The organism is Streptomyces sp. NBC_00878 (assembly GCF_026341515.1).
Lineage (GTDB): Bacteria > Actinomycetota > Actinomycetes > Streptomycetales > Streptomycetaceae > Streptomyces.
Window position 1 is genome coordinate 5,465,493 of sequence record NZ_JAPEOK010000001.1, and the last position, 22,627, is coordinate 5,488,119.

20 protein-coding genes and 1 pseudogene are annotated in these 22,627 nt (G+C 69.3%); 10 read left to right on the forward strand and 11 right to left on the reverse strand.

Annotated features, from left to right (window positions below; translation table 11 throughout):
* Nucleotides 1–51: 51 nt before the first annotated feature.
* Entirely contained in the window at nucleotides 52–702 is a 651-nt protein-coding gene (locus OHA11_RS23500) for a GntR family transcriptional regulator (protein ID WP_266499352.1), read from the forward strand.
* A complete protein-coding gene (locus OHA11_RS23505; protein WP_266499354.1) occupies nucleotides 699–2,009 on the forward strand; it encodes a nitrate/nitrite transporter in 1,311 nt (436 codons plus the stop codon). Before OHA11_RS23500 ends, OHA11_RS23505 begins: the two co-directional genes overlap by 4 nt.
* A gap of 135 nt (nucleotides 2,010–2,144) precedes the next feature.
* Here the strand turns inward: OHA11_RS23505 and OHA11_RS23510 are convergent, their stop codons facing one another.
* Entirely contained in the window at nucleotides 2,145–2,969 is an 825-nt protein-coding gene (locus OHA11_RS23510; RefSeq protein ID WP_266499355.1) for a maleylpyruvate isomerase family mycothiol-dependent enzyme, read from the reverse strand.
* A 154-nt stretch (nucleotides 2,970–3,123) separates the two neighbouring features.
* Between OHA11_RS23510 and OHA11_RS23515 the strand changes: the two genes are divergently transcribed.
* Nucleotides 3,124–3,918: a carbon-nitrogen family hydrolase gene (locus OHA11_RS23515; protein WP_266499356.1), complete on the forward strand. Its 795-nt coding sequence runs from the start codon at nucleotides 3,124–3,126 to the stop codon at nucleotides 3,916–3,918.
* A gap of 37 nt (nucleotides 3,919–3,955) precedes the next feature.
* Here the strand turns inward: OHA11_RS23515 and OHA11_RS23520 are convergent, their stop codons facing one another.
* On the reverse strand, nucleotides 3,956–4,450 hold the full coding sequence (locus OHA11_RS23520) for an LURP-one-related/scramblase family protein (RefSeq protein WP_266507403.1): 495 nt from the start codon (nucleotides 4,448–4,450) through the stop codon (nucleotides 3,956–3,958).
* Between the two features lie 2 nt (nucleotides 4,451–4,452).
* A complete protein-coding gene (locus tag OHA11_RS23525; protein ID WP_266499358.1) occupies nucleotides 4,453–5,478 on the reverse strand; it encodes a helix-turn-helix domain-containing protein in 1,026 nt (341 codons plus the stop codon).
* Between the two features lie 52 nt (nucleotides 5,479–5,530).
* Between OHA11_RS23525 and OHA11_RS23530 the strand changes: the two genes are divergently transcribed.
* A complete protein-coding gene (locus tag OHA11_RS23530) occupies nucleotides 5,531–5,929 on the forward strand; it encodes a cupin domain-containing protein (RefSeq protein ID WP_266499360.1) in 399 nt (132 codons plus the stop codon).
* A gap of 174 nt (nucleotides 5,930–6,103) precedes the next feature.
* On the opposite strand, the gene OHA11_RS23535 is transcribed toward OHA11_RS23530, so the two are convergent.
* A complete protein-coding gene (locus OHA11_RS23535) occupies nucleotides 6,104–6,307 on the reverse strand; it encodes a DUF397 domain-containing protein (RefSeq protein ID WP_266499363.1) in 204 nt (67 codons plus the stop codon).
* 10 nt (nucleotides 6,308–6,317) lie between these two features.
* A complete protein-coding gene (locus OHA11_RS23540) occupies nucleotides 6,318–7,163 on the reverse strand; it encodes a helix-turn-helix transcriptional regulator (RefSeq protein ID WP_266499364.1) in 846 nt (281 codons plus the stop codon).
* Between the two features lie 239 nt (nucleotides 7,164–7,402).
* On the opposite strand from OHA11_RS23540, the gene OHA11_RS23545 reads away from it, so the two are divergent.
* Nucleotides 7,403–7,849: an ATP-binding protein gene (locus OHA11_RS23545; RefSeq protein WP_266499365.1), complete on the forward strand. Its 447-nt coding sequence runs from the start codon at nucleotides 7,403–7,405 to the stop codon at nucleotides 7,847–7,849.
* A gap of 104 nt (nucleotides 7,850–7,953) precedes the next feature.
* Here OHA11_RS23545 and OHA11_RS23550 read toward each other — a convergent pair whose 3' ends face one another.
* Together OHA11_RS23550 and OHA11_RS23555 are read right to left on the reverse strand one after the other, a co-directional pair.
* Nucleotides 7,954–9,255, reverse strand: coding sequence for a M18 family aminopeptidase (locus tag OHA11_RS23550; RefSeq protein WP_266499367.1), 1,302 nt, complete (start codon nucleotides 9,253–9,255; stop codon nucleotides 7,954–7,956).
* Nucleotides 9,256–9,679: 424 nt separating this feature from the next.
* Nucleotides 9,680–11,521, reverse strand: coding sequence for an acyl-CoA dehydrogenase (locus tag OHA11_RS23555; protein ID WP_266499369.1), 1,842 nt, complete (start codon nucleotides 11,519–11,521; stop codon nucleotides 9,680–9,682).
* 280 nt (nucleotides 11,522–11,801) lie between these two features.
* On the opposite strand from OHA11_RS23555, the gene OHA11_RS23560 reads away from it, so the two are divergent.
* Both OHA11_RS23560 and OHA11_RS23565 read left to right on the forward strand, forming a co-directional pair.
* Nucleotides 11,802–12,299 (forward strand): SseB family protein, encoded by a 498-nt coding sequence (locus OHA11_RS23560; protein WP_266499370.1) that lies wholly within the window; start codon nucleotides 11,802–11,804, stop codon nucleotides 12,297–12,299.
* Between the two features lie 284 nt (nucleotides 12,300–12,583).
* Nucleotides 12,584–13,555, forward strand: a complete 972-nt coding sequence (locus OHA11_RS23565) for a pirin family protein (RefSeq protein WP_266499372.1) — start codon at nucleotides 12,584–12,586, stop codon at nucleotides 13,553–13,555.
* A gap of 110 nt (nucleotides 13,556–13,665) precedes the next feature.
* Here OHA11_RS23565 and OHA11_RS23570 read toward each other — a convergent pair whose 3' ends face one another.
* Together OHA11_RS23570 and OHA11_RS23575 are read right to left on the reverse strand one after the other, a co-directional pair.
* A complete protein-coding gene (locus OHA11_RS23570) occupies nucleotides 13,666–14,610 on the reverse strand; it encodes a Bro-N domain-containing protein (RefSeq protein WP_266499373.1) in 945 nt (314 codons plus the stop codon).
* 135 nt (nucleotides 14,611–14,745) lie between these two features.
* Nucleotides 14,746–16,146, reverse strand: a complete 1,401-nt coding sequence (locus OHA11_RS23575) for a cytochrome P450 (RefSeq protein WP_266499374.1) — start codon at nucleotides 16,144–16,146, stop codon at nucleotides 14,746–14,748.
* Between the two features lie 90 nt (nucleotides 16,147–16,236).
* Between OHA11_RS23575 and OHA11_RS23580 the strand changes: the two are divergent.
* Nucleotides 16,237–17,280: pseudogene (locus tag OHA11_RS23580) on the forward strand (AI-2E family transporter); the annotation flags it as partial.
* Here OHA11_RS23580 and OHA11_RS23585 read toward each other — a convergent pair.
* Nucleotides 17,277–19,532 (reverse strand): SpoIIE family protein phosphatase, encoded by a 2,256-nt coding sequence (locus OHA11_RS23585; protein WP_323186618.1) that lies wholly within the window; start codon nucleotides 19,530–19,532, stop codon nucleotides 17,277–17,279. The pseudogene OHA11_RS23580 and the gene OHA11_RS23585 sit on opposite strands and share 4 nt — an antisense overlap.
* Before the next feature lie 235 nt (nucleotides 19,533–19,767).
* Between OHA11_RS23585 and aspS the strand changes: the two genes are divergently transcribed.
* Complete coding sequence (gene aspS, locus OHA11_RS23590) at nucleotides 19,768–21,531, forward strand: aspartate--tRNA ligase (RefSeq protein ID WP_266499377.1); 1,764 nt, start codon at nucleotides 19,768–19,770, stop codon at nucleotides 21,529–21,531.
* A 237-nt stretch (nucleotides 21,532–21,768) separates the two neighbouring features.
* Here aspS and OHA11_RS23595 read toward each other — a convergent pair whose 3' ends face one another.
* Complete coding sequence (locus OHA11_RS23595; protein ID WP_266499378.1) at nucleotides 21,769–22,062, reverse strand: hypothetical protein; 294 nt, start codon at nucleotides 22,060–22,062, stop codon at nucleotides 21,769–21,771.
* Between the two features lie 369 nt (nucleotides 22,063–22,431).
* On the opposite strand from OHA11_RS23595, the gene OHA11_RS23600 reads away from it, so the two are divergent.
* Entirely contained in the window at nucleotides 22,432–22,602 is a 171-nt protein-coding gene (locus tag OHA11_RS23600) for a hypothetical protein (protein ID WP_266499380.1), read from the forward strand.
* Nucleotides 22,603–22,627: the final 25 nt, after the last annotated feature.

Here is a 22,627-nt window from a genome sequence, read left to right on the forward strand (position 1 = left end):
CATCCTGGACGGCCCACGACGATGCGTACGTGTTGTATCTATGCTGTCGCCATGTCCTTGGCAGTGAAGCAACCCCCCGCCGCCGAACGCGTCTACGCGCACGTCAAGCAGGGCGTGCTGGAGCGCCGTTACGAGGGCGGGACCCTGCTCACCGAGGGCGAGTTGGCCGAGGCGGTCGGGGTTTCCCGGACGCCCGTGCGCGAGGCGCTGCTCAAACTGGAGGTCGAGGGCCTGATCCGGCTCTACCCGAAGAAGGGCGCCCTCGTCCTGCCCGTCTCCGCGCAGGAGATCGCGGACGTGGTGGAGACCCGGCAGCTCGTAGAGGAGCACGCGATCCGCAAGGCGGTCCCGGCCTCCCCCGCGTTGATCGAGCGCCTCACCGAACTCCTCGCGAAGCAGAAGGAGCAGGCCGCCGCCGGAGACCTGGCCGGAGCCGCCGTCACCGACCGCTGCTTCCACGCCGAGATCGTCCGCAGCGGCGGCAACCAGATCCTCTCCCGCCTCTACGACCAGCTGCGCGACCGCCAGTTGAGGATGGGCGTCGCCGTGATGCACGCCCACCCGGACCGGATCACCAAGACGCTCGTCGAACACCAGGAGATCCTCGACGCGCTCCGCTCCGGCGACGCCGAGGCGGCCGTCGCCCTGGTCCACCGCCACGTCAGCTGGTTCTCCAACCTGGCGCGTGGGGACGTCCGATGAGCTCGTCCTCCTCCTCGGCGCTCACCCTCCCCGGCGATCCGCCCGGCGGCCGACGCGCGATCACTGTCTGGTCGGTCGGCGTCTCCGTCTACTTCGTCGCGGTCATCTTCCGTACGTCGCTGGGGGTGGCCGGCCTCGACGCCGCCGACCGTTTCCAAGTCAACGCCTCCGCGCTCTCGACCTTCTCGATCCTGCAGCTCCTCGTCTACGCGGGCATGCAGATACCCGTCGGCCTGCTGGTCGACCGGGTCGGCACCAAGAAGATGCTGACCCTCGGCGCCGTCCTGTTCACGATCGGGCAGCTGGGCTTCGCGTTCTCACCCTCGTACGGGATGGCGCTGGCCTCGCGCGCGCTGCTCGGGTGCGGTGACGCCATGACGTTCATCAGCGTGCTGCGCCTCGGCACGCGCTGGTTCCCGGCCCGGCGCGGGCCGCTGGTCGCGCAGCTCGCCGGCCTGGTCGGCATGGCGGGCAACCTCGTCTCGACGCTCGTCATCGCCCGGTTGCTGCACGGCGTCGGCTGGACGACCGCCTTCGCGGGCAGCGCGGTCGCCGGCGTGGTCGTCCTCGTCCTGATGCTGCTGTTCCTGAAGGACCACCCCGAGGGACACGCACCGGAGCCCTTCCCGCACCACGGAGCGGCGTACGTGCGCCGCCAGGTCGCGGCGTCCTGGCGGGAACCCGGCACCCGGCTCGGGCTGTGGGTGCACTTCACGACCCAGTTCCCGGCGATGGTGTTCCTGCTGCTGTGGGGCCTGCCGTTCCTCGTCGAGGCCCAGGGCCTGTCGCGAGCGGCCGCCGGCGAACTCCTCACCCTGATCGTGCTCTCCAACATGCTCGTCGGCCTGGTGTACGGGCAGATCGTCGCCCGGCACCACGCGGCGCGGCTGCCGCTGACGCTCGGTACGGTGCTGTCGACGGCCGCCGTATGGGGCGCCACGCTCGCCTATCCCGCCGACCATGCGCCGATGTGGCTGCTGATCGTGCTGTGCGTCGTCCTCGGCGCCTGTGGACCCGCGTCGATGCTCGGCTTCGACTTCGCGCGGCCCGCGAACCCGCCCGAGCGTCAGGGCACCGCCTCCGGCATCACCAACATGGGCGGTTTCGTCGCCTCCATGACGACGCTGTTCGCGATCGGGGTGCTTCTGGACGCCACCGGGGGCGACTACGCGGCCGCGTTCTCCGTGGTGTACGTGCTCCAGGCGGTCGGCCTCAGCCAGATACTGCGGCTGAGGAAGCAGGCGGCTCGGCGGGAGCGGGAGCGGCTGGTTGCCAGCCGGGTGGAGACGGTGCACGTCCCCGCGTGAGCCTGGGGGCTGCCGCCCCCAGACCCCCGCTTGTCGGCCTGAACGGCCTCGTCCTCAAACTCCCCCACTCTCGGCTTCGCTCGAGCGGGGGGACCCCCACGACGGGCTGAAGTCAGCGCCGGACGAGCCAATAAGTCAGGGTGTGACCGCGAAGTTCCGCAGGATCGCCGCTGTCAGTTCCGGGTCGCCCTCGGTCTTCAGGCGGTCCGCCACAGCTTCCGGGGTGACGCGGCCGCAGGCCAGGCGGAAGTACGTTTCCCAGTCGAGGGTGAGGGTGGCGGCCGGGCCGAGGGACGGGGCACCGTCTATCGAACCGACGCCCTCGGCGTCGACCCGTACCGTGCGCAGGAACTCGACGGGCCCGTGGACGTCGAAGACGACCGCCGAGTTCGCCGGTGCGCCCGCGTCCTTGGCGACGACCTTGGGGAGCCTGCTGAGCAGTACGTCCCGGGCGATGTGCGCGCCCGGCGAGTCGAGGTTGCCCGGCCGGCCGAGGGCGGTGCGCAGGTCCTGCTCGTGCACCCAGAGGTCGAACGCCCGGTTGCGCATGGACTCTTCGAGGGTGACCTCGGTGCTGAGCGGGGCGCGCACGAGTGCGTCGGGCTGCCGCGACTCGTTCCGCAGCTGACGGTTGCGGCGGATGATCGTGTACTCCAGCTCGGAGGTCATCTCCGGAGCGGTGTGGTGACGGCGTACGTCGACCTGCATCTCCATGTACCGCTGGTGTTCGTTCGTCACGTGGTACAGGTCGCGGGGGAGTGTGTGGATCGGCCGGGGGTCGCCCAGCATCTCGCAGTCGAGGCCGATGACATGCGAGACCAGGTCGCGCACCGACCAGCCTGGGCAGGGAGTCCGCCGGTTCCACTCCCCTTCCACCAACGGCGACACCAACTCGGATATCGCGTCGATGGAGTGGGTCCAGGCGTCGGCGTAGGACTGAAGGCTGGGATGCAGACTCACGGAACGGGACCCCTCGGGCGGTTGGACGCGGGCAGTGCTCAGTCAGCGGGTGTCTTGGGACGCTAAGTTACGCTGCTGAGAGGCACCCCGGCAGTGCTTTCGTGTGACGATCGTAGGCCCGTATCAAAGGCTCGAATGCCAGGACGGTGGTACTGTGCGCGCCTCTCTGCTCCAGATCGCGGTGGACGAGGGCGAATCGGTCGACGCCCGCAGACGGCGTGCCGCCTCGCTCGTACGGGAACAAGCCGGTGCTGATCTGGTCGTTCTGCCCGAACTGTGGACGACGGGGGCCTTCTCGTTCGAGTCGTTCGGCGCCGAGGCCGAGCCGCTCGAAGGGCCCACGTACGAGGTGATGGCCAAGGCGGCGAGCGACGCGGGCGTGTGGCTGCACGCGGGTTCGATTCCCGAGCGGGATCCTGACGGGCCGCTCTACAACACCTCCCTCGTCTTCTCCCCCGACGGTGAACTGGCCGCCGCGTATCGGAAGATCCACCGGTTCGGCTTCGACAAGGGCGAGGCCGTGCTGATGGGGGCCGGGTCGGAGCTGGTCACCGTTCGGCTGCCGGAGATCACGATCGGCCTCGCCACGTGCTACGACCTTCGTTTTCCCGAGCTGTTCCGTGGGCTTGTGGACGCCGGGGCCGAGGCGGTTGTCCTGCCGGCCGGGTGGCCCGAGCGGCGGCGGTCGCACTGGACGCTGCTCGCTCGGGCGCGGGCGGTTGAGGACCAGATGTTCGTGCTCGCGTGTGGGACCGCTGGGACGCATGCGGGGGTGGCGCAGGCCGGGTACTCGGTCGTGGTCGATCCTTGGGGTGAGGTTCTCGCGGAGGCGGGGGGCGGTGAGGAGGTCCTCACCGTGGAGTTCGACCCCGCGAAGGTCGGCACGACGCGGGGGCAGTTCCCGGTGCTGAAGGACCGGGTGCTGGGGGTTGAGCGACCTCGTCGGTGACGTGGGTCGTTCGTCCGATCACCCAAGTTCCGTCAGCTCAGTCCCGCCCGTGTTCCTCCTCCGCCAGATGGATGACACACACCGCCACGGCGATCAGCAGTCCCGGATCGGCGTCGTCGCGTACGACCTCGACGCCGTACGTCTCCCGCACGCGGAGCCAGCGGCGCGAGATGTGGGCGAGGAGTTCGCCGTCGTACTCGACGACGAACTCCCGGTCGAGGATCTTGCCGCTGACGTCGAGCTCGGTACCGTCGGCGAGGGCCACGCGGTAGTGGTTGCGGAGGAGCGAGAGCCGTTTGCGGCGGATGGTTGCCAGGGGCTCGCCGCCCCGCTCGATGACCATCGTGTCCCGCAGGGAGAGCATCTTCTTGTGGATGTCGATCAGCACCCGCCCCTGCGGATCCTTCAGCTCGAAGGTGTCCCGCAGCCGCATCGCCTTGCCGTCGACGAGAAAGGCCCTCCGGCCGTGCTCGTCCTCGATCCAGTAGTCGTCACCGAAGCCCATAAGCCGGTCGCGTACGAGGAATTTCATGCTCATAGCGCTTCCCCGGCAGCCGGTCCGAAACGCCGTCGGTAGGCCGACGGGCTGAGTCCGGTCTCGCGGCGCAGCCGCGCCCGCAGGTTGGCGGCGGTGCCGAGGCCGCTGCGCTCGGCCACCACGTCGAGCCGTTCCTCGCCGCGTTCGATGAGCCGGCAGGCCAGCGCCACCCGCTCACCCGTCAGCCACGCCAGCGGAGTCGTGCCCAGCTGGGCACGGAAGCGGCGGTGGAGCGTGGCGGGTGACACTGCCGCACGCGTCGCGAGGCCCGCGACCGTCAGCGGTTCGCCGATCCGGGCCTGCGCCCAGGCCAGCAGCGGCGCCAGCGACTCGTCCGGTACGTCGGGCACGGGGCGCTCGACGAACTGCCGCTGTCCGCCGTCGCGATGTGCGGCGAAGACGAGCCGCCGGGACACGGCGTTCGCGATCTCGGCGCCGTGGTCGCGGCGCACGATGTGCAGCCCCAGGTCGAGCGCGGCGGCGCTGCCGGCCGCGGTCAGCACGTCTCCCTCGTCGACGAAGAGGACGTCCGGCTCCAGGAGGACCTTCGGGTGGAGCTCCCGGAAGAGGTCGGCCCAGCGCCAGTGGGTGGTGGCCCGGCGCCCGTCCAGGATTCCGGTCTCGGCGAGCGCAAAGCTCCCGGTGCACAGGCTCACGACGCGGGCACCGCGGGCGTGGGTCCGCCGGACGGCGTCGAGTACGGCCTCGCCGCGAGGCACGGCGTTGTCGGGGCGGCCGGGGACGACGAGGGTGTCCGCGCCGTCCACCGCGTCGAGCCCGGGCACCCCGCTCAGCGTGAAGAAGCCGTGGTTCATCCGCACCCCGGGCGTGGGTGTGCACAAAGTCAGCTCGTACAGCGGCTCCGGCAGGCCGAGTTCCGGCCGGGGCAGCCCGAACAGCTCCGTCGCGACGCCGACTTCGAAGGGGTTGGTGCCCTCGTCGACGATCACCACGACGCGGTGGGGCCTCTTTCCGGAGGACGAGCCGGGAGGCGAAGGGTGCTGCGAGGATCCTTGCGGCATGTGCGATTCCTAGCACTCGTCCGGCCGTGCGCCATCGCCGACGATGACCGGTATGAGCGCACCCACGGAACCTGTCTCCCTGTCCGCCGCCCTGGCCTCGTTCTCCCAGCGGTGGAGCCCCCGCATCGTCACCGCCGTCAACGACTACGACGTCCGCGTGGCCAAGGTCGAGGGTGAACACCTCTGGCACGTCCACGACCACACCGACGAGTTCTTCCTGGTCCTGGACGGCGAACTGCACATCGCGCTGCGCGAGGCGGCCGGCGAGCGTACGGTCGTCCTGCCCACGGGCAGCGTCTTCACGGTCCCGCGCGGCACCGAGCACAAGCCGTACGCCCCGGTTCCCACCGAGATCCTCCTTCTGGAACCGACCGGCACGTCCACGGTCGGTGACCGCCACGAGGAGGTACCGGACCACGTGGACGCGACGACGGGGCAAGCGTTGCGGTGAGCCGTCACCGACGGGATGTCGCCGTGGGCCCCGGGTTCCCTCAGGATGCTGCTGGCGAATCCCGTCAGTTCCCGGTAAGTGGGCGCTGAGTCCCAGCGACACGCCGTACACCCGGCGTGTCGCTGGGACTCTCGCGACACTTGCGTTGCCTGACGGATTCGCCAACGCATCCCCTCACGAGGAGGGGCCGGGCGCCGCCGTGTTTTTCATGGCCGTGAGCAGGGCGTTCAGGGCGGTGGGGGCGGGCGAGAGGATGGTGGCCGGGGTGTCGCTCTCGCGGAGGTGGAGAGTGGTGGGGGTGGCGGCTATCTCCAGGCAGTCCTCATCGCCGCCGCCCCCGGAGAACGACGACTTCTGCCAGTGGAGAATGGGGGACATGAGAGGCCTTTCACAGTTCCTGGGCGATACGGCGGATTAGGTCAAGGGAAGCGTCCTGTGTGGCGGCGGCACTGTCAACGCGTTCCCAGCGGGCTCGGTAGCGGTGCAGCTGGGCGGGGGCGTCGATGAAAACGGCTCCGTGTGTGGAGTCGAGTTGCGCGGTGTCCAGTTGAGGGACAGATCCGCCGACGTACTGCATGGCATGCCCCGCGCCTGCGAAACCGTCGACCGTGAACGGGATGACGCGGATCGAGACGTTGTCCCTTCTGGCCACCTGGAGGATGTGCTCAAGCTGAGTTCGGGCGACGTTTTCACCACCGACACGCATACGTAGCGCCGCTTCGTGGATGATCACGTCATATGGGGTCCCGGTGCTGAGCACCTGCTGGCGCTGCATCCGGAACGTGACGCGAGCCTCTCGATCATCCTCTGGAAGGTCGGGTTCCACGAAGATCGAAGCAGCGCGCACGTGTTCCTCGGTCTGCAGGACGCCAGGGATGTGCACAACCTGGAACGTGCGCACGTACGACGCGTGATGTTCCAGCTCGGCAAGGTCGAGGGCCGCAGGAGGCAGGGTGCCACGGTGCTCCTCCCACCAGCCTTGTCCCTGTGTGTTCGCCATCTGAGCCAGCGCGTTGACAAGTTGGGCATCGACACAGGCGTAGATACGAGTGAGCCTGCGCAGCCGCGCTTCGCTAATGCCGTTCTTCCCGGCCTCGATGTTGCTGATCTGCGCCTGGCTCGTGCCGAGAAACCCGGCCGCGTCGCGGGACACGACGCCTGCGGCCTCGCGCAATCTGCGCAGCTCAGCACCAATACGCAGCTGCCGCGCGGTGGGAGTGGTTCTCGGTGGCATGGCGTCTTCCCTATCACGGGGTTGAGTGCAGTTCGTCCGACGAGGTTGCGTGGGTGTAATTATCACCGCTACTGTCGTCATCGTACTCACGGAGAGTGTCCTCACGGTCACTATTCCGCAACTCCCGCACGCCCTCCTCTCGTTGGAAGCGCCACCCCGGCCGGTCGACCCCGGGGCGAAGGACACCGACGTGGCTGGGCTGGCGCAAACCCCCCTCACCCCACCGGAGTTGATGGTCCATGCCCTCGTACACCCTCATCTGCCCGCCCCTCGACACCTCCCCTCACATCGCCCGCGACTTCGTCGCCACCGTCCTGCGCACACTGGAACTGGACCGTGCCCTCGTCGACGACGCGATCCTCTGTACCTCCGAACTCGTCACCAACGCCTGCGTGCATGCGAAGGGCGGTGACGGGACCGTGCTGTGGCTGGCGGTGGAGGAGGGACGGCTGCGGGTGGTGGTGTACGACGGGGATGACAATCCGCCGGTGATAAGGGAACTCACGGCCCAGGCGTGGGAGGACTGCGGAGGCCGGGGCCTGTACCTCGTGGACGCCATCACTCAGGGGCGGTGGGGGCATGCCCCTGACATCCCGTACGGCGGACAGTCGCACCCGGAGGGCAAGGCCGTCTGGTTCGACCTGCCCGCACGGCGACCGGCGTCGCCTTGGCCGGCGGCGCCTTGAGCGCGCCTTGAGCGGTCGGCCGCGCACCGCCGCACCTCGACCCGGCACCTTGACCCAGCACCTCGACCCGGCACCTCGACCCAGCACCTTGACCCAGCCCGGCCCTACCCCTCCAGGAACGCCACCAGCGAGTTCGCCAGCAGGAACGGGTCGGCCGCGCCGCACAGTTCGCGGGCGCTGTGCATCGACAGGATGGCCACGCCGATGTCGACCGTCTTGATGCCGTGGCGGGCCGCGGTGATGGGGCCGATGGTGGTGCCGCAGGGCATGGAGTTGTTGGAGACGAAGGTCTGGAAGGGCACGTCGGCCTTCTCGCAGGCGGCGGCCCACACGGCACGGCCCGAACCGTCCGTCGCGTAGCGGTTGTTGACGTTCACCTTGAGGATCGGGCCGTCGCCCGCGCGCGGGTGGTGCGTCGGGTCGTGCCGCTCGGCGTAGTTCGGGTGCACGGCGTGACCCGTGTCGGAGGAGAGACAGACCGTACCGGCGAACGCGCGGGCCCTGTCCTCGTACGATCCGCCGCGCGCGAACACCGAACGCTCCAGCACGCCGCCCAGCAGCGGTCCGTCCGCTCCCGTGTCCGACTGCGAACCGTTCTCCTCGTGGTCGAACGCCACAAGGACCGGGATGTGCGAGAGGGCGTCGTCGGTGGTGGTCGCCACGGCCGCCAGCGCCGCCGTACCGGCGTGCACGGACAGCAGGTTGTCCATGCGCGGGCCCGCGAGCAGTTCCTTGTCGCGGCCCAGGTAAGCGGGCGGCTCGATGGAGTGCACCATCAGGTCCCAGCCGGTGGTCTCGCCCTCGGCCAGCCCGGACTCCTCCTCCAGGAACCGGATCAGGTCGCCGTCGCGGACGTCGTCGCCCAGGCCCCAGATGGGCTGCAGATGCCGCTGTTTGTCGAGCTTGAGGCCGTCCGAGGTGACGGAACGGTCCAGGTGGATGGCGAGTTGGGGCACGCGCAGCAACGGCCGGTCGATGTTCACCAGACGCGTCGAACCGTTCCGCAGCGACAGCCGCCCGGCGAGGCCCAGGTCCCGGTCGAGCCAGGAGTTGAGCAGCGGGCCGCCGTAGACCTCGACCGCGACCTGACGCCAGCCGTGCGCACCGCTGTCCGGACGCGGTTTCACCCGCAGGTTGGGGGAGTCGGTGTGCGCCCCGACGATCCGGAAGGGGGTGTGCGGCTCGGCGCCCTCCGGCACGTACCAGGCCACGATCGCGCCCCCGCGCAGTACGTACTTTCCGCCGCTCGTGCCGTCCCACGCGTCGGTCTCCGCGACCTGCCGGAAGCCTGCCTTCTCCAGCCGCTCGGCGGCATTCGCCACCGCGTGGTACGGGGACGGGCTCGCCGCCAGGAAGGACATGAGGTCGTCGGTGTGTCCGCGGTCGAAGCGGGGCGGTGTGCGCATGGGTTCACCTTAACGACGTACGAGGGCCCGTTCCCGGGGATGGGAACGGGCCCTGGTGAGGGGTCTGTACAGACGGCGGGGACGCGTGGGGATGGGACGGGATGGGTCGGGGCGGGTGGGGATGATCCGCCGCGAAGGCGGCGGATGACGCTTCCGCGGAGGGTGCCGGCCGCAGGCTCCCGCGGCTGCCGGCCGCAGGCTCCCGTGGGTGCCGGATGCACGCTCCCACGGGCATCGGCTGCACGCTCCCACGGGCGTCGGCTGCACGCTCCCACGGGCGTCGGCCGGACGCTCGCGCTCGCGGGCGTCGGCCGGACGCTCGCCGGTGACCGGTCGACTGCCTCGAAGGCCGCGGTCCGCTGCGGTCCGCCGCGGCAGTCGAGGCCACCCGGCCACCCGCCTGCGCCTGCGCCTGCGCCTGTGCCTAGAAGGCCGCCTCGTCCAGTTCCATCAGGTCCAGCTCGACGGCCTCGGCGAGCTTGCGCGCGCCGGTGACGCCCGGCAGGACGTTGGCCGCGAAGAACTTCGCCGCGGCGATCTTGCCGGTGTAGAACGACACGTCTTTGGAGGACAGAGCCTTCGTGGAGGCCGTCTCCAGCTTCTCGGCGGCGACGGCGGCGCCCTTGAGGAGCAGGTAGCCGACGACGACGTCACCGGAGGCCATCAGCAGGCGGGTGGTGTTGAGGCCCACCTTGTAGATGTTCTTGACGTCCTGCTCGGTCGCCGCGAGGTCGGTGAGCATCAGGCCCACGATGGCCTCCAGGTCGACGGCCGCCTTGGCGAGGTACTCGCGGGCGCCGGACAGCTCCTCGCCGCCGGTGCCGAGCGCCAGGAACTTCTTGATGTCCTCGGCGAGGGAGTTGAGGGCCGCGCCCTGGTTACGGACGATCTTCCGGAAGAAGAAGTCCTGGCCCTGGATCGCGGTCGTGCCCTCGTACAGGGTGTCGATCTTGGCGTCGCGGATGTACTGCTCGATCGGGTACTCCTGCAGGAAGCCGGAGCCGCCGAACGTCTGCAGGGACTGGGCGAGCTGCTCGTAGCCCTGCTCGGAGCCGTAGCCCTTCACGATCGGCAGGAGCAGGTCGTTCATCGCCTCCAGAGCGGTGGCGTCCTCGCCCTCGGCCTCCTTTATCTGGATCTCGTCCTGGAGCGCGGCGGTGTGCAGCACCAGGGCGCGCATGCCCTCCGCGTACGCCTTCTGCGTCATCAGCGAGCGGCGCACGTCCGGGTGGTGCGTGATGGTGACCTTGGGCGCGGTCTTGTCCATGAACTGCGCGAGGTCGGGGCCCTGGACGCGCTCCTTGGCGTACTCCAGTGCGTTCAGGTAGCCGGTCGACAGCGTCGAGATGGCCTTCGTGCCGACCATCATGCGGGCGAACTCGATGATGCGGAACATCTGGCGGATGCCGTCGTGCTTGTCGCCGATCAGCCAGCCCTTGGCCGGGTGGCGGTCGCCGAACGTCATCTCGCAGGTGTTGGAGGCCTTGAGGCCCATCTTGTGCTCGACGTTCGTCGCGTAGGCGCCGTTGCGCTCGCCCAGCTCGCCGGTCTCGAAGTCGAACTCGTACTTCGGCACGAGGAAGAGGGACAGGCCCTTGGTACCGGGGCCGGCACCCTCGGGGCGGGCGAGGACGTAGTGGAGGATGTTCTCCGACATGTCGTGCTCACCGGACGTGATGAAACGCTTGACGCCCTCGATGTGCCAGGAGCCGTCCGCCTGCTCGACCGCCTTCGTCCGCCCCGCGCCCACGTCCGAGCCTGCGTCCGGCTCGGTGAGCACCATGGTGGAGCCCCACTGCTTGTCCACGGCGATCTTCGCGATGTGCTTCTGGACCTCGTTGCCCTCGTCGAAGAGGATGCCCGCGAAGGCCGGGCCGGAGGAGTACATCCACACGGCGGGGTTGGCGCCGAGCACCAGCTCCGCGTACGCCCAGATCAGGGAGCGGGGGGCGGTGGTGCCGCCGATCTCCTCGGGCAGGCCGAGCCGCCAGTACTCGGAGTCCATGAAGGCCTGGTAGGACTTCTTGAACGATGCCGGTACGGGGGCGGTGTTGGTCTCCGGGTCGAAGACCGGGGGGTTGCGGTCGGCGTCCGCGAAGGACTCCGCCAGCTCGTTCTCCGAGAGGCGGGTCAGCTCTTCGAGGATGCTCTTGGCGGTCTCGGTGTCCATCTCCGCGAACGGGCCGGTGCCGTACAGCTTGTCGCGCCCGAGCACCTCGAAGAGGTTGAACTCGATGTCGCGGAGATTCGACTTGTAGTGCCCCATGGCGACGGCTCCGTAAGTGATCGGGGAGGTGGTGAGTCCTCGGTGACGAGTCCTCGACCTGGTTCGAGTCTGGGCTGGTGCGCATCCGGTTCACGTACCAGCTAGTAGCTACGATGATGCTACCCGCCGGTAATAAGGTGCAACCCCTGACTGCCCAAAGTGTGAGCAGCGTCTACATTTCGGAGTCCACCCTCGGGTGCGGGCGGACGGCTCCGCCACCTGTTCGAAGAAATCCACAGCGGGCGGCCAGGTGGCCCGCCTCGCCAGTACGCTTGCCCCCATGTACGGCTACGACCAGAACGTGGGACCGGGGCAGCAGCAGTACGCGCAGTCCCAGCCGCCGCCGCAGCAGCAGATGCCCGGTGGTGTCGGCGGGGTCGGCGGATACGGCCGGCAGCCACCGCTCTACCCCGAACCGTCGCCGCCGTCGCTCGCGGACGCGGTGCGCGCGTTCACTACGGGGTCGCTGACGCCCGAGGACTTCCAGCAGGCCTTCGCGACCTCCAAGGTCTACTGCCCGCGCGGTGACAACCCCGGCTTCCTGGCGCTGCACAACACCCAGCAGCCCGTGATCCCGATGTTCACCTCGCTCAAGGAGCTGCGCCGGTACGCCGGCAAGGAGTCCAAGTACTTCGTGATCACCGGCGCCGAGGTGATCGACCTGCTCCCCACCGGCTACGGCTTCGTCCTCGACATGGAGGGTGAGCACCGCATCGTCTTCGACGCGAAGGCGGTCGAGCAGATGGTCGATTTCGCGATGCGCCGGATGTACGGCTGACCGCGTCCGCTCCACGGGCGGCCCGCGGGCGCCGCTTCGCGCGGAGGGCAAGCGCGTACCGCTCCGTACGACCGGCCCGTACGACCGGCCCGTGCAGGCAGCCCGTACGACCGTCCCGCACGTCCCGCACGTCCCGCACGTCCCGCACGTCCCGCACGTCCCGCACGTCCCGCACGTCCCGCTCCACGAATGACGCCCGGAGGGAATGCCCTCCGGGCGTTCTGCGTTGTGGGTGGCAGAAAGTTCGAGATTCAACTAAACTTCGAGCACAAGGAGGTACCGACATGCCTGCAGTGACCGTCGAGAACCCGCTGACCCTGCCCCGTGTGGCGGCGTCGGCCGAGGCCGTGTCCCGTCCCGTGCTCGCCGTGACCACCGCGCCGAGCGGTTTCGAGGGTGAGGGTTTCCCGGTCCGCCGCGCGTTCGCCGGGATCAACTACCGCCATCTCGACCCGTTCATCATGATGGACCAGATGGGTGAGGTGGAGTACGCGCCGGGCGAGCCGAAGGGCACCCCGTGGCACCCCCACCGCGGTTTCGAGACCGTGACCTACATCATCGACGGCGTCTTCGACCACCAGGACTCGAACGGTGGCGGCGGCACCATCACCAACGGCGACACCCAGTGGATGACGGCGGGCTCGGGCCTCTTGCACATCGAGGCTCCGCCGGAGTCGCTCGTCCTGTCGGGCGGGCTGTTCCACGGGCTCCAGCTGTGGGTGAACCTGCCTGCCAAGGACAAGATGATGCCCCCGCGCTATCAGGACATCCGCGGTGGCCAGGTGCAGCTCCTGACCACTCCGGACGGCGGCGCGCTCCTGCGCGTCATCGCCGGTGAGCTGGACGGCCACGAGGGTCCCGGCATCACGCACACGCCGATCACCATGATCCACGCGACCGTGGCGCCCGGTGCCGAACTCACGCTCCCGTGGCGCGAGGACTTCAACGCCCTCGCATACGTGTTGGCCGGTCGTGGATCGGTCGGTGCGGATCGTCGTCAGTTGCACATGGGACAGACGGCTGTCTTCGGCGCGGGTTCCTCGCTGACCGTCCGCGCGGACGAGAAGCAGGACTCGAACACCCCGGACCTGGAGGTCGTCATCCTGGGCGGCCAGCCGATCCGGGAGCCGATGGCGCACTACGGGCCGTTCGTCATGAACTCCCGCGAGGAACTCCAGCAGGCGTTCGACGACTTCCAGAAGGGCCGCCTGGGGACCATTCCGGCGGTGCACGGAATGTCCGAGGGTGGGCTGTAGTCGCCTTTGGACGCCGGGTCTTCCGGTACGGTGCGACAAGGCCCGAAGCCGCAACTTGGTTTTGCGGCTTCGGGCCTGTTTCGCTGTGTCCCTGCTACGGCACTACGGGACTACGGCAACACGTAGACCGGGGCTCCGTCGGGCGCGCAGCCCGTCTGCCGCACACACCCCCGCTTGAGCAGCATCCGCACGCAGTCGTGGACGCGCTCCTGCGGCAGACCCGTACGAGTGGCGATCTCCTCCAGCGGGTAGCGGGCCCCGCCGCGCAGGAGCGCCGGGGCCAGATAGGCCGCCACGGCGTGAACGTCTCCGGTGACGACGAGATTCTTCGCCTTCCAGGTGGCAAGGAGTTGCTGGGGCGTCAGCTCGGGCTCCGGTGCCGCGGCGGGTCGAGAACGGCCATGTGAAGGTTTGAGCGCCTCGGCGATCTGCTGCAGTGCCTCGGCCATCACGTTCTGGCTGCGGCTGATCTGCCGCAGCAGGTCGCCGCGCTCCTCCTGGAAGGCGAGCAGCAGCTCGTCCGCCCGGATGTTCCGCTCTTCGAGCCGCACGATGGCATCGGCGACCTGCTGGGGCATGACGTATGCGGTGGCGGCGTCGGGCGTGGGTTGGACGGGGGCCGGTTCCAGGGAGTAGGAACCGGTGCGTTGGATGGTGGCGACGACCTCGGAGACCCACGCCTTGAAAGGGGCGCACTCGGGCTTCGTGCACCCGTTGACGAGTGCGATGAGACCGCGCAGGTTCACCATCTTCATCGACTTCTTGAGCCCGTGACCTGCAATTTTGCTCGAAGCGTCTACTCCATAGACGCTTCGAGCAAGATCCTCAAGGCTCTGCTGGCAATCTGCTGCAACATGCCAGAGAAGCGCTTGCCTCGTGTTTGCATAGCCGAGGTCCGCGGCGACATCCGTCGCCGGAAACCAGCGCTCCTCACTCGGCAGCGTCAGCCTTCGTACCCGCGCCCCCGTGGCCGCGAACACGAAGTCGTTGATGTCGATCGCGTCCTGTCGCGGTGCCGCCGCACTGTTCGGCGGCATGTTGTTCTGCTCGTGCATCGAGCGTCACCTCCGCCCCGGAACGTAGGCATGCGGAGGCGCAACTCATGTCCACAGCAAGGATGTTCACCCGATAGGGGGCAGGGGTATCGATTCTGCCGCGCATGGCCCGGACCAGGCGGCCGGTCCCTGACGTTACGTGCGGGCCCGCACCCGTACCCTCATCGGTCCCGTCGCCTGGAGGGTGATGCCCGCTGCCAGGGGGATTTCCGTGTCCAGGGTCTCCAGTTCGTACGAGCGGAGCAGGGTTGCCAGGGCGAGTACGGACTCCAGCATTGAGAAGTGCTGGCCTATGCAGGCGCGGGGGCCGCCGCCGAAGGGGAACCAGGCGTAGCGGTGGCGGGTCGCCTCGCGTTCGGGGGTGAAACGGTCGGGGTCGAAGCGGTCCGGGTCGTCCCACAGGTCCGGGTGGCGGTGGGTGACCCAGGGCAGGATCAGGACGTCCGCGTCTGCCGGGATCACGTGTCCGTCGATCTCGGCGGCCTCGACGGACCGGCGGCCGACCACCGGAGCCGCCGGGTACAGCCGCATGGTCTCCTTCAGCACCCTTGTCAGGTACGGGAGTTCCTCCAGGTCTGCGGCCGAGGGCGTACGCCCGGGCGGCAGTCGGTCGGCCTCCTCGTGGGCCCGCTTCTGGGCCTCCGGGTGGCGGGAGAGGAGATGGAGCGCGAAGGCCATGGACGTTGCGGTCGTCTCGTGGCCCGCGACGAGGAAGACCAGGACCTGATCGCGCAGCTCGGTCGCGTCGAGGCTGCCGTCCTCCTCGCTGTTCGCCCGGGAGAGGAGGGAGAGCAGGTCGTCGGCCCCGGGGGAGGCGGACGTTGGCGTGGAGGCGGACGTCCCGTCGGCTGCTCTGCGTTCCGCGATTATTCGGTCGCAGACCGCGTACACCGCCTGTGTCGCCTCCTCCGCCCGGCGGTTGGACGGAAGCGGCCAGGAACGCGGCGGGTTGACGGGGGAGAAGCCGCGCCGCGTCACGTACTCGCTGACCACGGGGAAGGTGTTGTGGATGACGTCGACCGCGGCCTCGACGTCCGCGCCGAACAGGATGCGGGAGACCGCGCGTAGCGCGAGTCGGTCCATCTCCCGCCTCACGTCGACCACCCTGTCGGCTGCTCCTTCGGCCGCGTCCCGCCAGCGTTCCACCGTGCCGTCGGCCTCCAGTGTTACCGCCGTGGCATAGGTGTTCACCTGCCGCTTCGTGAACAGCGGCTGGATCAGGCGGCGTTGGCGCAGGTAGTCGGCGTCCTGGGCGGTGAGCAGGCCGTTGCCTGCGGACAGCCGCAGTTCCTCGTAGAACTGGTTGTCCTTGCGGAAGTTGGCCGCCTGCGAGCCCAGCACCTGCTGCACGCCCTCCGCGGAGAAGACGCAGTGCAGCACCGTACGGAGTCCCGGTGGGCCCGCGGAGAAACGCACCACGTCGCCGTGGTCCCGGCGGGCGCGGAGGAAGACGTTCAGCGAGTCGCGCCGCAGATCGAGTGCCGAGCCGAGCAGGGGGAGGCCTTTGGGCCCTGGTATCTCAGTGATGGCGGCCATGGTTCGCATCATTCCGCACGGTCCCCCGACACTTCCCCCTTTCAGCCCTTCCGGAGCGCCGCCCCGTCTGACGCATGATCAGGTGGAGCCGTGCAGACCCTGCTTCCCGATTCCGCCCGGCTCCTGCCCGAGCCCGTACGGCGCGTGGCCGCCTGGTGCGTCGTCGTGCTGCTGGTCACCGGGGTCGTGGCGGTCGGGGTGCGGCTGTGCGTGGAGTTCAAGACGGCGGTGGTGCCGGTGCTGCTCGCCCTCCTCGGGACGGCGCTGCTCGGGCCGTTGTACCGGCGGCTGGTGCGGGCGAAGGTGAGCCGGTCGATCGCGGCCGGCGTGACGTGCGTCGCCGTGCTCGGCGTCGTCGGCGGGGCCACGTACATCGTGGTGGCCGCGTTGATCGACACCGGTGACGAGATCACCGCCTCGCTCAAGCAGGCCGCCAGGTCGCTGTCCGAGCACTTCGGGGCGGCCGGCACCTCGCTCGACGACCTCGCCTCCAACGCCAAGGAGCTGCTGGGCAAGTTCGGCGGGACGGCGGCGTCCGGGGTGATCAGCGGGATCAGCGTCGTGGGCCAGGCCATCGCCATGGCCGTCCTCGCGCTGCTGCTCGTCTTCTTCTTCCTGCGGGACTCCCACCGGGCGGCCGGGACCCTGCGCTCGCTGGTACCCCGGAACTCGGGGGACACGGTCGAGGCGATGGCGCGGCGGGCCTACCAGGCCGTCGAGGGTTTCATGCGCGGGACGACGCTCATCGCGCTCATCGACGCGATCTGCATCACCGTGGGTCTGTTCGTGCTGCGGGTGCCGGGGGCCGTCGGGCTCGGCGCGCTCGTGTTCGTCGGCGCGTACATCCCGTACCTGGGCGCTTTCCTCTCCGGTGCGGTGGCGATTCTGGTGGCCCTCGCGGACCGCGGTTTCGTGATCGCGCTGTGGGCGCTCGGGGTCGTGCTGGCCGTGCAGGTCCTGGAGGGACATGTGCTCCAGCCGATGATCCAGAGCCGGACCGTGCAGATGCATCCAGCTGTCGTCATGCTGGCCATCACCGCGGGCGCGTCGGTGGCGGGCATCCTCGGGATGCTGCTGGCGGTGCCCCTGACGGCGGCGGCGTTCGGTGTGATCGCGGAACTGCGGGGGCGTTACGCGTCCTCGGAGACCTCGGAGACCTCGGAGACCTCGGAGACCTCGGAGACCTCCGGGACCTCGGGGACTCCAGAGGCGTCGGCGGCTCCGGGCAGTCCGGAAGCCCCAGGTTCGTCCTCCCCGTCCGACCCCTCCTCATAGAGCTCGAACCAGATGCTCTTGCCCTCGCCCCGCGGGTCCACCCCCCACGCGTCCGCGAGCAGTTCCATCAGGACCAAGCCCCGCCCGGAGGACGCCAGTTCGCCGGGATGGCGCTTGTGGGGCAGGTCGTCGCTCCCGTCCGACACCTGGATCCGTATCCGACGGGACCCGGCCCCGCCCGTCATCTCGGCGACGAGCAGCGCGTCCGCGTCCGTGTGGACGAGGACGTTCGTGACCATCTCGGAGACCAGCAGGACCGCCGAGTCGACCTGGTCGGCGGAGGCCCAGTCGTGCAGGAACTCCCGCAGCTGCTGCCGGGCCCCGGCGACCCGCTGGTGATCGGCCTGCGCGACGGTCACCATGGTGCGGCGCACGGAGGGCCGCTCGGTCACGGTGTCGCCGCGGCCCTCCCCCGACCTGCTCAGCAGCAGGACCGCTATGTCGTCCTCGCGCCGGTCCGCCAGCGGCCCGGTCGTGTGGTGCGAGGAGGGCCCGTGTACGGCCTGGACCAGCGCGTCGGCGAGCTCCTCCATATCGCCGTCGTGGCTCTCCAGGATCTTGCGGATCCGTCGCCAGCCGGTGTCCAGGTCGTGCCCGCCGGTCTCGATGAGCCCGTCCGTGCAGATCAGCATGGTCTCGCCGGGCTCCAGGACGAGCCGCGTCGTCGGATAGTCGGCGTCCGGATCGATGCCGAGCGGCAGCCCGCCCGCGGTCGTCCGGGTCAGCACGGTCCCGTCGGCCATACGGAAAGCCGGGTCCGGATGCCCGGCCCTGGCTATCTCGAGGACCCCGCTCTCCGGATCGACCTCCACGTACAGGCAGGTCGCGAAGCGCAGGTCCGCGATCTCCTCGTCGTATGTGATCCCGTACAGGAAGCGCGAGGCGCGCGAGAGGACCGCGTCCGGGCGGTGTCCCTCGGAGGCGTACGCCCGCAGGGCTATCCGGAGCTGGCCCATCAGCCCGGCGGCGCGTACGTCATGTCCCTGGACGTCGCCGATGACAAGCGCGAAGCGGCCTGTGCCGGGGCTCGTCCGGGAGGTGCCGCCGGGCAGCGGGATCATGTCGTACCAGTCGCCGCCCACCTGGAGTCCGCCGCCCGTGGGTACGTACCGGGCCGCGACGCTCATCCCCGGGATCTGCGGTCCCAGGGTGGGCAGCATCGAGCGCTGGAGGCCGTCCGTGAGCTCCCGCTCGGACTCGGCGACTCCGGCCCGCGAGAGCGCCTGCGCCAGCATCCGCGCCACCGTCGTCAGCACGGAGCGCTCGTCGGGCGTGAAGGTGACGGGGTACGTGAAGGCCGCCATCCAGGCGCCCATCGTGCGCCCCGCGAACGTGAGCGGCAGGAAGGCCCAGGACTGGCGGTCGAAGTGCCGGGCGAGGGGCCAGGAGGCCGGATATCGGTCGCGGTAGTGGTCGGGTGAGGAGAGATAGACGGCCCGGCCGGTGCGGACGACCTCCGCGGCCGGATAGTCCGTGTCCAGCTGCATCTGGGTGAAGGGTTCCTCGTCCCCCGGCTTGTGCCCGTGATGGCCGATGACCGTCAGACGGTCGCCCTCCGCGCCGAAGACCGCGAGCCCGTCCGGCGAGAAGCCCGGCATCGACAGGCCGGCCGCGACCCGCAGCACTTCCGCCGTGGAGCGCGCCTCGGCCAGCGCCCGCCCCGCGTCCAGCAGGAACGCCTCGCGCGAGCGTCTCCAGTCGCCCGTGACAGGCGTACGCGCGGCGGCACCCGGCTGCGGCTCGGTGACCTCCTGCATGGTGCCGATCAGCTGGTACGACCTGTTGCGCGGGTCGATCGACGGCTTGGAGCGGCTGCGTACGGTACGGATGACGTGGCCCTGGTCGTCCATGACGCGCAGCCGCATCTCGGCGAGCGTGCCCTCGGCGGCGGCGAGCTGGACGACCCCGTTGACCTCGTTCCAGTCGACAGGGTGGAAACGGGCCCGTACGCCCGCCTCCGTCAGGACGGTCGGCTCCGCGGGCAGGCCGAGGAGCCGGGAGGCCTCGGCGTCGAGGGTGACCTTCCCGGCGGCGTCGTCCCACCTCCACACGCCGGTGGCGAGGGTGGCGAGGACGTCCCCAATAGAGGGAAGGGGATCACCGATGCGCATTGACCCACTGTATGAAGAGGTGAACGAAGGGTGCCACCGAGGCAGGCGAGGGGTGGGTGAGCGCTGAGCGACAGCGGGGGCGGAAGTATTGCGAACAGCGATCTTGGGGCGGCCGGTAGGCTTGCCATGTTTCACGTGAAACACGGTCCGTGTTCCACGTGAAACAGCCCGCGAGCTTCATGCCGCGAGTTTCCCGTGAAACAGCCCCCGATCTGCGAAGACTGGATGAACGACGATGCATCGGTACAGGTCCCACACCTGCGGCGAGCTCCGCGCCTCTGACGTCGGCAGCGACGTCCGGCTGAGCGGCTGGCTGCACAATCGCCGAGACCTGGGCGGCATCCTCTTCATCGATCTGCGCGACCACTACGGCATCACGCAGCTCGTCGCCCGCCCCGGCACCCCCGCGTACGAGGCCCTGGACAAGCTCTCCAAGGAGTCCACGGTCCGCATCGACGGCAAGGTCGTCTCACGCGGCACGGAGAACGTGAACGCGGAGCTGCCGACCGGTGAGATCGAGGTCGAGGTGAGCGAGGTCGAGCTGCTCGGTGCGGCCGCCCCCCTCCCCTTCACGATCAACACCGAGGACGGGGTCAACGAGGAGCGGCGCCTGGAGTACCGCTTCCTGGACCTGCGCCGCGAGCGCATGCACCGCAACATCCTGCTGCGTACGTCGGTCATCTCGGCCATCCGTCACAAGATGACGGCGCTGGGCTTCAACGAGATGGCGACGCCGATCCTGAGCGCCACCTCCCCGGAGGGCGCGCGTGACTTCGTCGTCCCGTCCCGCCTGAACCCGGGCAGGTTCTACGCCCTCCCCCAGGCACCGCAGCAGTTCAAGCAGCTGCTGATGATCTCCGGCTTCGACCGGTACTTCCAGATCGCGCCCTGCTTCCGTGACGAGGACGCGCGCGCGGACCGTTCGCCGGGCGAGTTCTACCAGCTCGACGTGGAGATGTCCTTCGTCGAGCAGGAGGACGTGTTCCAGCCCATCGAGAAGCTCATGACCGAGCTGTTCGAGGAGTTCGGCAAGGGCCGTCATGTGACGTCCCCGTTCCCGCGCATCCCGTTCCGCGAGGCGATGCTGAAGTACGGCTCCGACAAGCCGGACCTGCGGGCCCAGCTGGAGCTCGTCGACATCACGGACGTCTTCGAGGGCTCGGAGTTCAAGGCATTCGCGGGCAAGCACGTACGCGCCCTCGCGGTGCCGGACGTGTCCGCGCAGCCGCGGAAGTTCTTCGACCAGCTCGGTGACTACGCGGTCTCGCAGGGTGCGAAGGGCCTGGCCTGGGTGCGGGTGGCCGAGGACGGTTCGCTGACGGGCCCGATCGCCAAGTTCCTGACCGAGGAGAACGTCGCCGAGCTGACCAAGCGCCTGTCGCTGGCCGCCGGTCACGCCGTCTTCTTCGGCGCGGGCGAGTTCGACGAGGTCTCGAAGATCATGGGCGCGGTGCGGGTCGAGACCGCCAAGCGTGCCGGGCACTTCGAGGAGAACGTCTTCCGCTTCTGCTGGATCATCGACTTCCCGATGTACGAGAAGGACGAGGACACCGGGAAGATCGACTTCTCGCACAACCCGTTCTCGATGCCGCAGGGCGGTCTGGAGGCCCTGGAGACCCAGGACCCGCTGGACATCCTCGGCTGGCAGTACGACATCGTCTGCAACGGCGTCGAGCTGTCCTCCGGCGCCATCCGGAACCACGAGCCGGACATCATGCTCAAGGCTTTCGAGATCGCTGGCTACGACCGCGAGACCGTCGAGGAGCAGTTCGCGGGCATGCTCCGCGCTTTCCGCTTCGGCGCCCCGCCGCACGGCGGTATCGCCCCGGGCGTCGACCGCATCGTCATGCTCCTCGCCGACGAGCCGAACATCCGGGAGACCATCGCGTTCCCGCTGAACGGCAACGCGCAGGACCTGATGATGGGCGCGCCGACGGAGCTGGACGAGACGCGGCTGCGTGAGCTGCACCTTTCGGTGCGCAAGCCGCAGCCGAAGTAGGGCCCTGCGGGCCCCGCTCTCAGGTCTGGCTCTCGGGTCCGGTTCTTGGGTCCGGTTCTTGGGTCCGGTATGCGGGTCCGGCTTGTGGGTCCGGCTCTCGGGTCGGGCCCGCCAAGCGCTCCGCTGAAGGGCCGTGCTTCGTCTGCGGGAGCGTTGTGGCTGGGCGCGCCCACGCGGCGGAGCCGCAAATGTCACAGCCCCGCGCCCCTAAAGGGGCGCGGGTCCGACCTTGCCTTCTCAGCTTGGGTCGTCAACGTCCTCGCGGTCCGGCAGGGGTGGGAGTCGCAGGTCGCCCGGTACCGGGCCCTTGTCGTCCTGGCCTCGGGCGTAGCGGTGTATGCGTACCTGGAGGTTCATGCGCCGGGACTCCTTGCTGAGTCGGCGGCGCTCGCGTCGGCCGGCTTCGTCGTCATCGTCCAGTTCGTTGTACTGTCGGCGGGCCTCCCAGAAGGAACGCTCCTGGGCGGCTGCCGCCTCCCCGGGCGTGACGTCCTCCGGGTCGTCCCGGCTCCCGCCGGATTCGTCTGTCATGGGTCACAGAGTGGCACGAACCGGAGAGCACGGAGAGTGAATATCCTGGCGCCGCCATGTGGGTGACGCCGGTTCTTCGTGCGCCGTAGAGATCCGGACAGCGCGTGTGTGCCGTGCCTGTGGCCTGCCCGGGCGTGTCGGGCTGCGTCCCTGGTGGGTGCCGCCGTGCGCGGCTTGCCCTGGCAGAAAACGCGCCCTGTTTCACGCTCCTCAACTCTCCCTTGTGCGACGTCACTTACCGGCCATTTGCCTGTTTGACGACGAAGCGTTCCGCCCCACACGCTCCTTGGGCACGCGGTCTCCCTGTTGCTCAGGGTGACTCCGGATGGGCCCCAGGCTGCCCGGGGCCGGACGAGAGGAAGACCAACGATGGCCCGTAGCGCGGAAAAGCAGCAGAGGCCGGTCCGCAAGTCGCTGACCGAGCGCACCCAGGACGAGCTGGAGATCGCAGGGTTCGACGAGGTCGAGACCCCCGAGGCGGACATCGTCAGCCTCGGCGGCGCCAGCTACACCAAGATGCTCGGCAAGATCTACGCCTGACCGCTCCCCTCGGGGCTCCGGCGTC

Excerpts from the sequence above, each read along its gene's own strand:
- OHA11_RS23500 (WP_266499352.1), top strand. The coding sequence starts at position 52 with ATGTCCTTGGCAGTGAAGCAACCCCCCGCCGCCGAACGCGTCTACGCG.
- OHA11_RS23505 (WP_266499354.1), top strand. The coding sequence starts at position 699 with ATGAGCTCGTCCTCCTCCTCGGCGCTCACCCTCCCCGGCGATCCGCCC.
- OHA11_RS23520 (WP_266507403.1), bottom strand. The coding sequence starts at position 4,450 with ATGAAATTCCTCGTACGCGACCGGCTTATGGGCTTCGGTGACGACTAC.
- OHA11_RS23525 (WP_266499358.1), bottom strand. The coding sequence starts at position 5,478 with ATGCCGCAAGGATCCTCGCAGCACCCTTCGCCTCCCGGCTCGTCCTCC.
- OHA11_RS23530 (WP_266499360.1), top strand. The coding sequence starts at position 5,531 with ATGAGCGCACCCACGGAACCTGTCTCCCTGTCCGCCGCCCTGGCCTCG.
- OHA11_RS23535 (WP_266499363.1), bottom strand. The coding sequence starts at position 6,307 with ATGTCCCCCATTCTCCACTGGCAGAAGTCGTCGTTCTCCGGGGGCGGC.
- OHA11_RS23540 (WP_266499364.1), bottom strand. The coding sequence starts at position 7,163 with ATGCCACCGAGAACCACTCCCACCGCGCGGCAGCTGCGTATTGGTGCT.
- OHA11_RS23545 (WP_266499365.1), top strand. The coding sequence starts at position 7,403 with ATGCCCTCGTACACCCTCATCTGCCCGCCCCTCGACACCTCCCCTCAC.
- OHA11_RS23550 (WP_266499367.1), bottom strand. The coding sequence starts at position 9,255 with ATGCGCACACCGCCCCGCTTCGACCGCGGACACACCGACGACCTCATG.
- OHA11_RS23555 (WP_266499369.1), bottom strand. The coding sequence starts at position 11,521 with ATGGGGCACTACAAGTCGAATCTCCGCGACATCGAGTTCAACCTCTTC.
- OHA11_RS23560 (WP_266499370.1), top strand. The coding sequence starts at position 11,802 with ATGTACGGCTACGACCAGAACGTGGGACCGGGGCAGCAGCAGTACGCG.
- OHA11_RS23565 (WP_266499372.1), top strand. The coding sequence starts at position 12,584 with ATGCCTGCAGTGACCGTCGAGAACCCGCTGACCCTGCCCCGTGTGGCG.
- OHA11_RS23570 (WP_266499373.1), bottom strand. The coding sequence starts at position 14,610 with ATGCACGAGCAGAACAACATGCCGCCGAACAGTGCGGCGGCACCGCGA.
- OHA11_RS23575 (WP_266499374.1), bottom strand. The coding sequence starts at position 16,146 with ATGGCCGCCATCACTGAGATACCAGGGCCCAAAGGCCTCCCCCTGCTC.
- OHA11_RS23585 (WP_323186618.1), bottom strand. The coding sequence starts at position 19,532 with ATGCGCATCGGTGATCCCCTTCCCTCTATTGGGGACGTCCTCGCCACC.
- aspS (WP_266499377.1), top strand. The coding sequence starts at position 19,768 with ATGCATCGGTACAGGTCCCACACCTGCGGCGAGCTCCGCGCCTCTGAC.
- OHA11_RS23595 (WP_266499378.1), bottom strand. The coding sequence starts at position 22,062 with ATGACAGACGAATCCGGCGGGAGCCGGGACGACCCGGAGGACGTCACG.
- OHA11_RS23600 (WP_266499380.1), top strand. The coding sequence starts at position 22,432 with ATGGCCCGTAGCGCGGAAAAGCAGCAGAGGCCGGTCCGCAAGTCGCTG.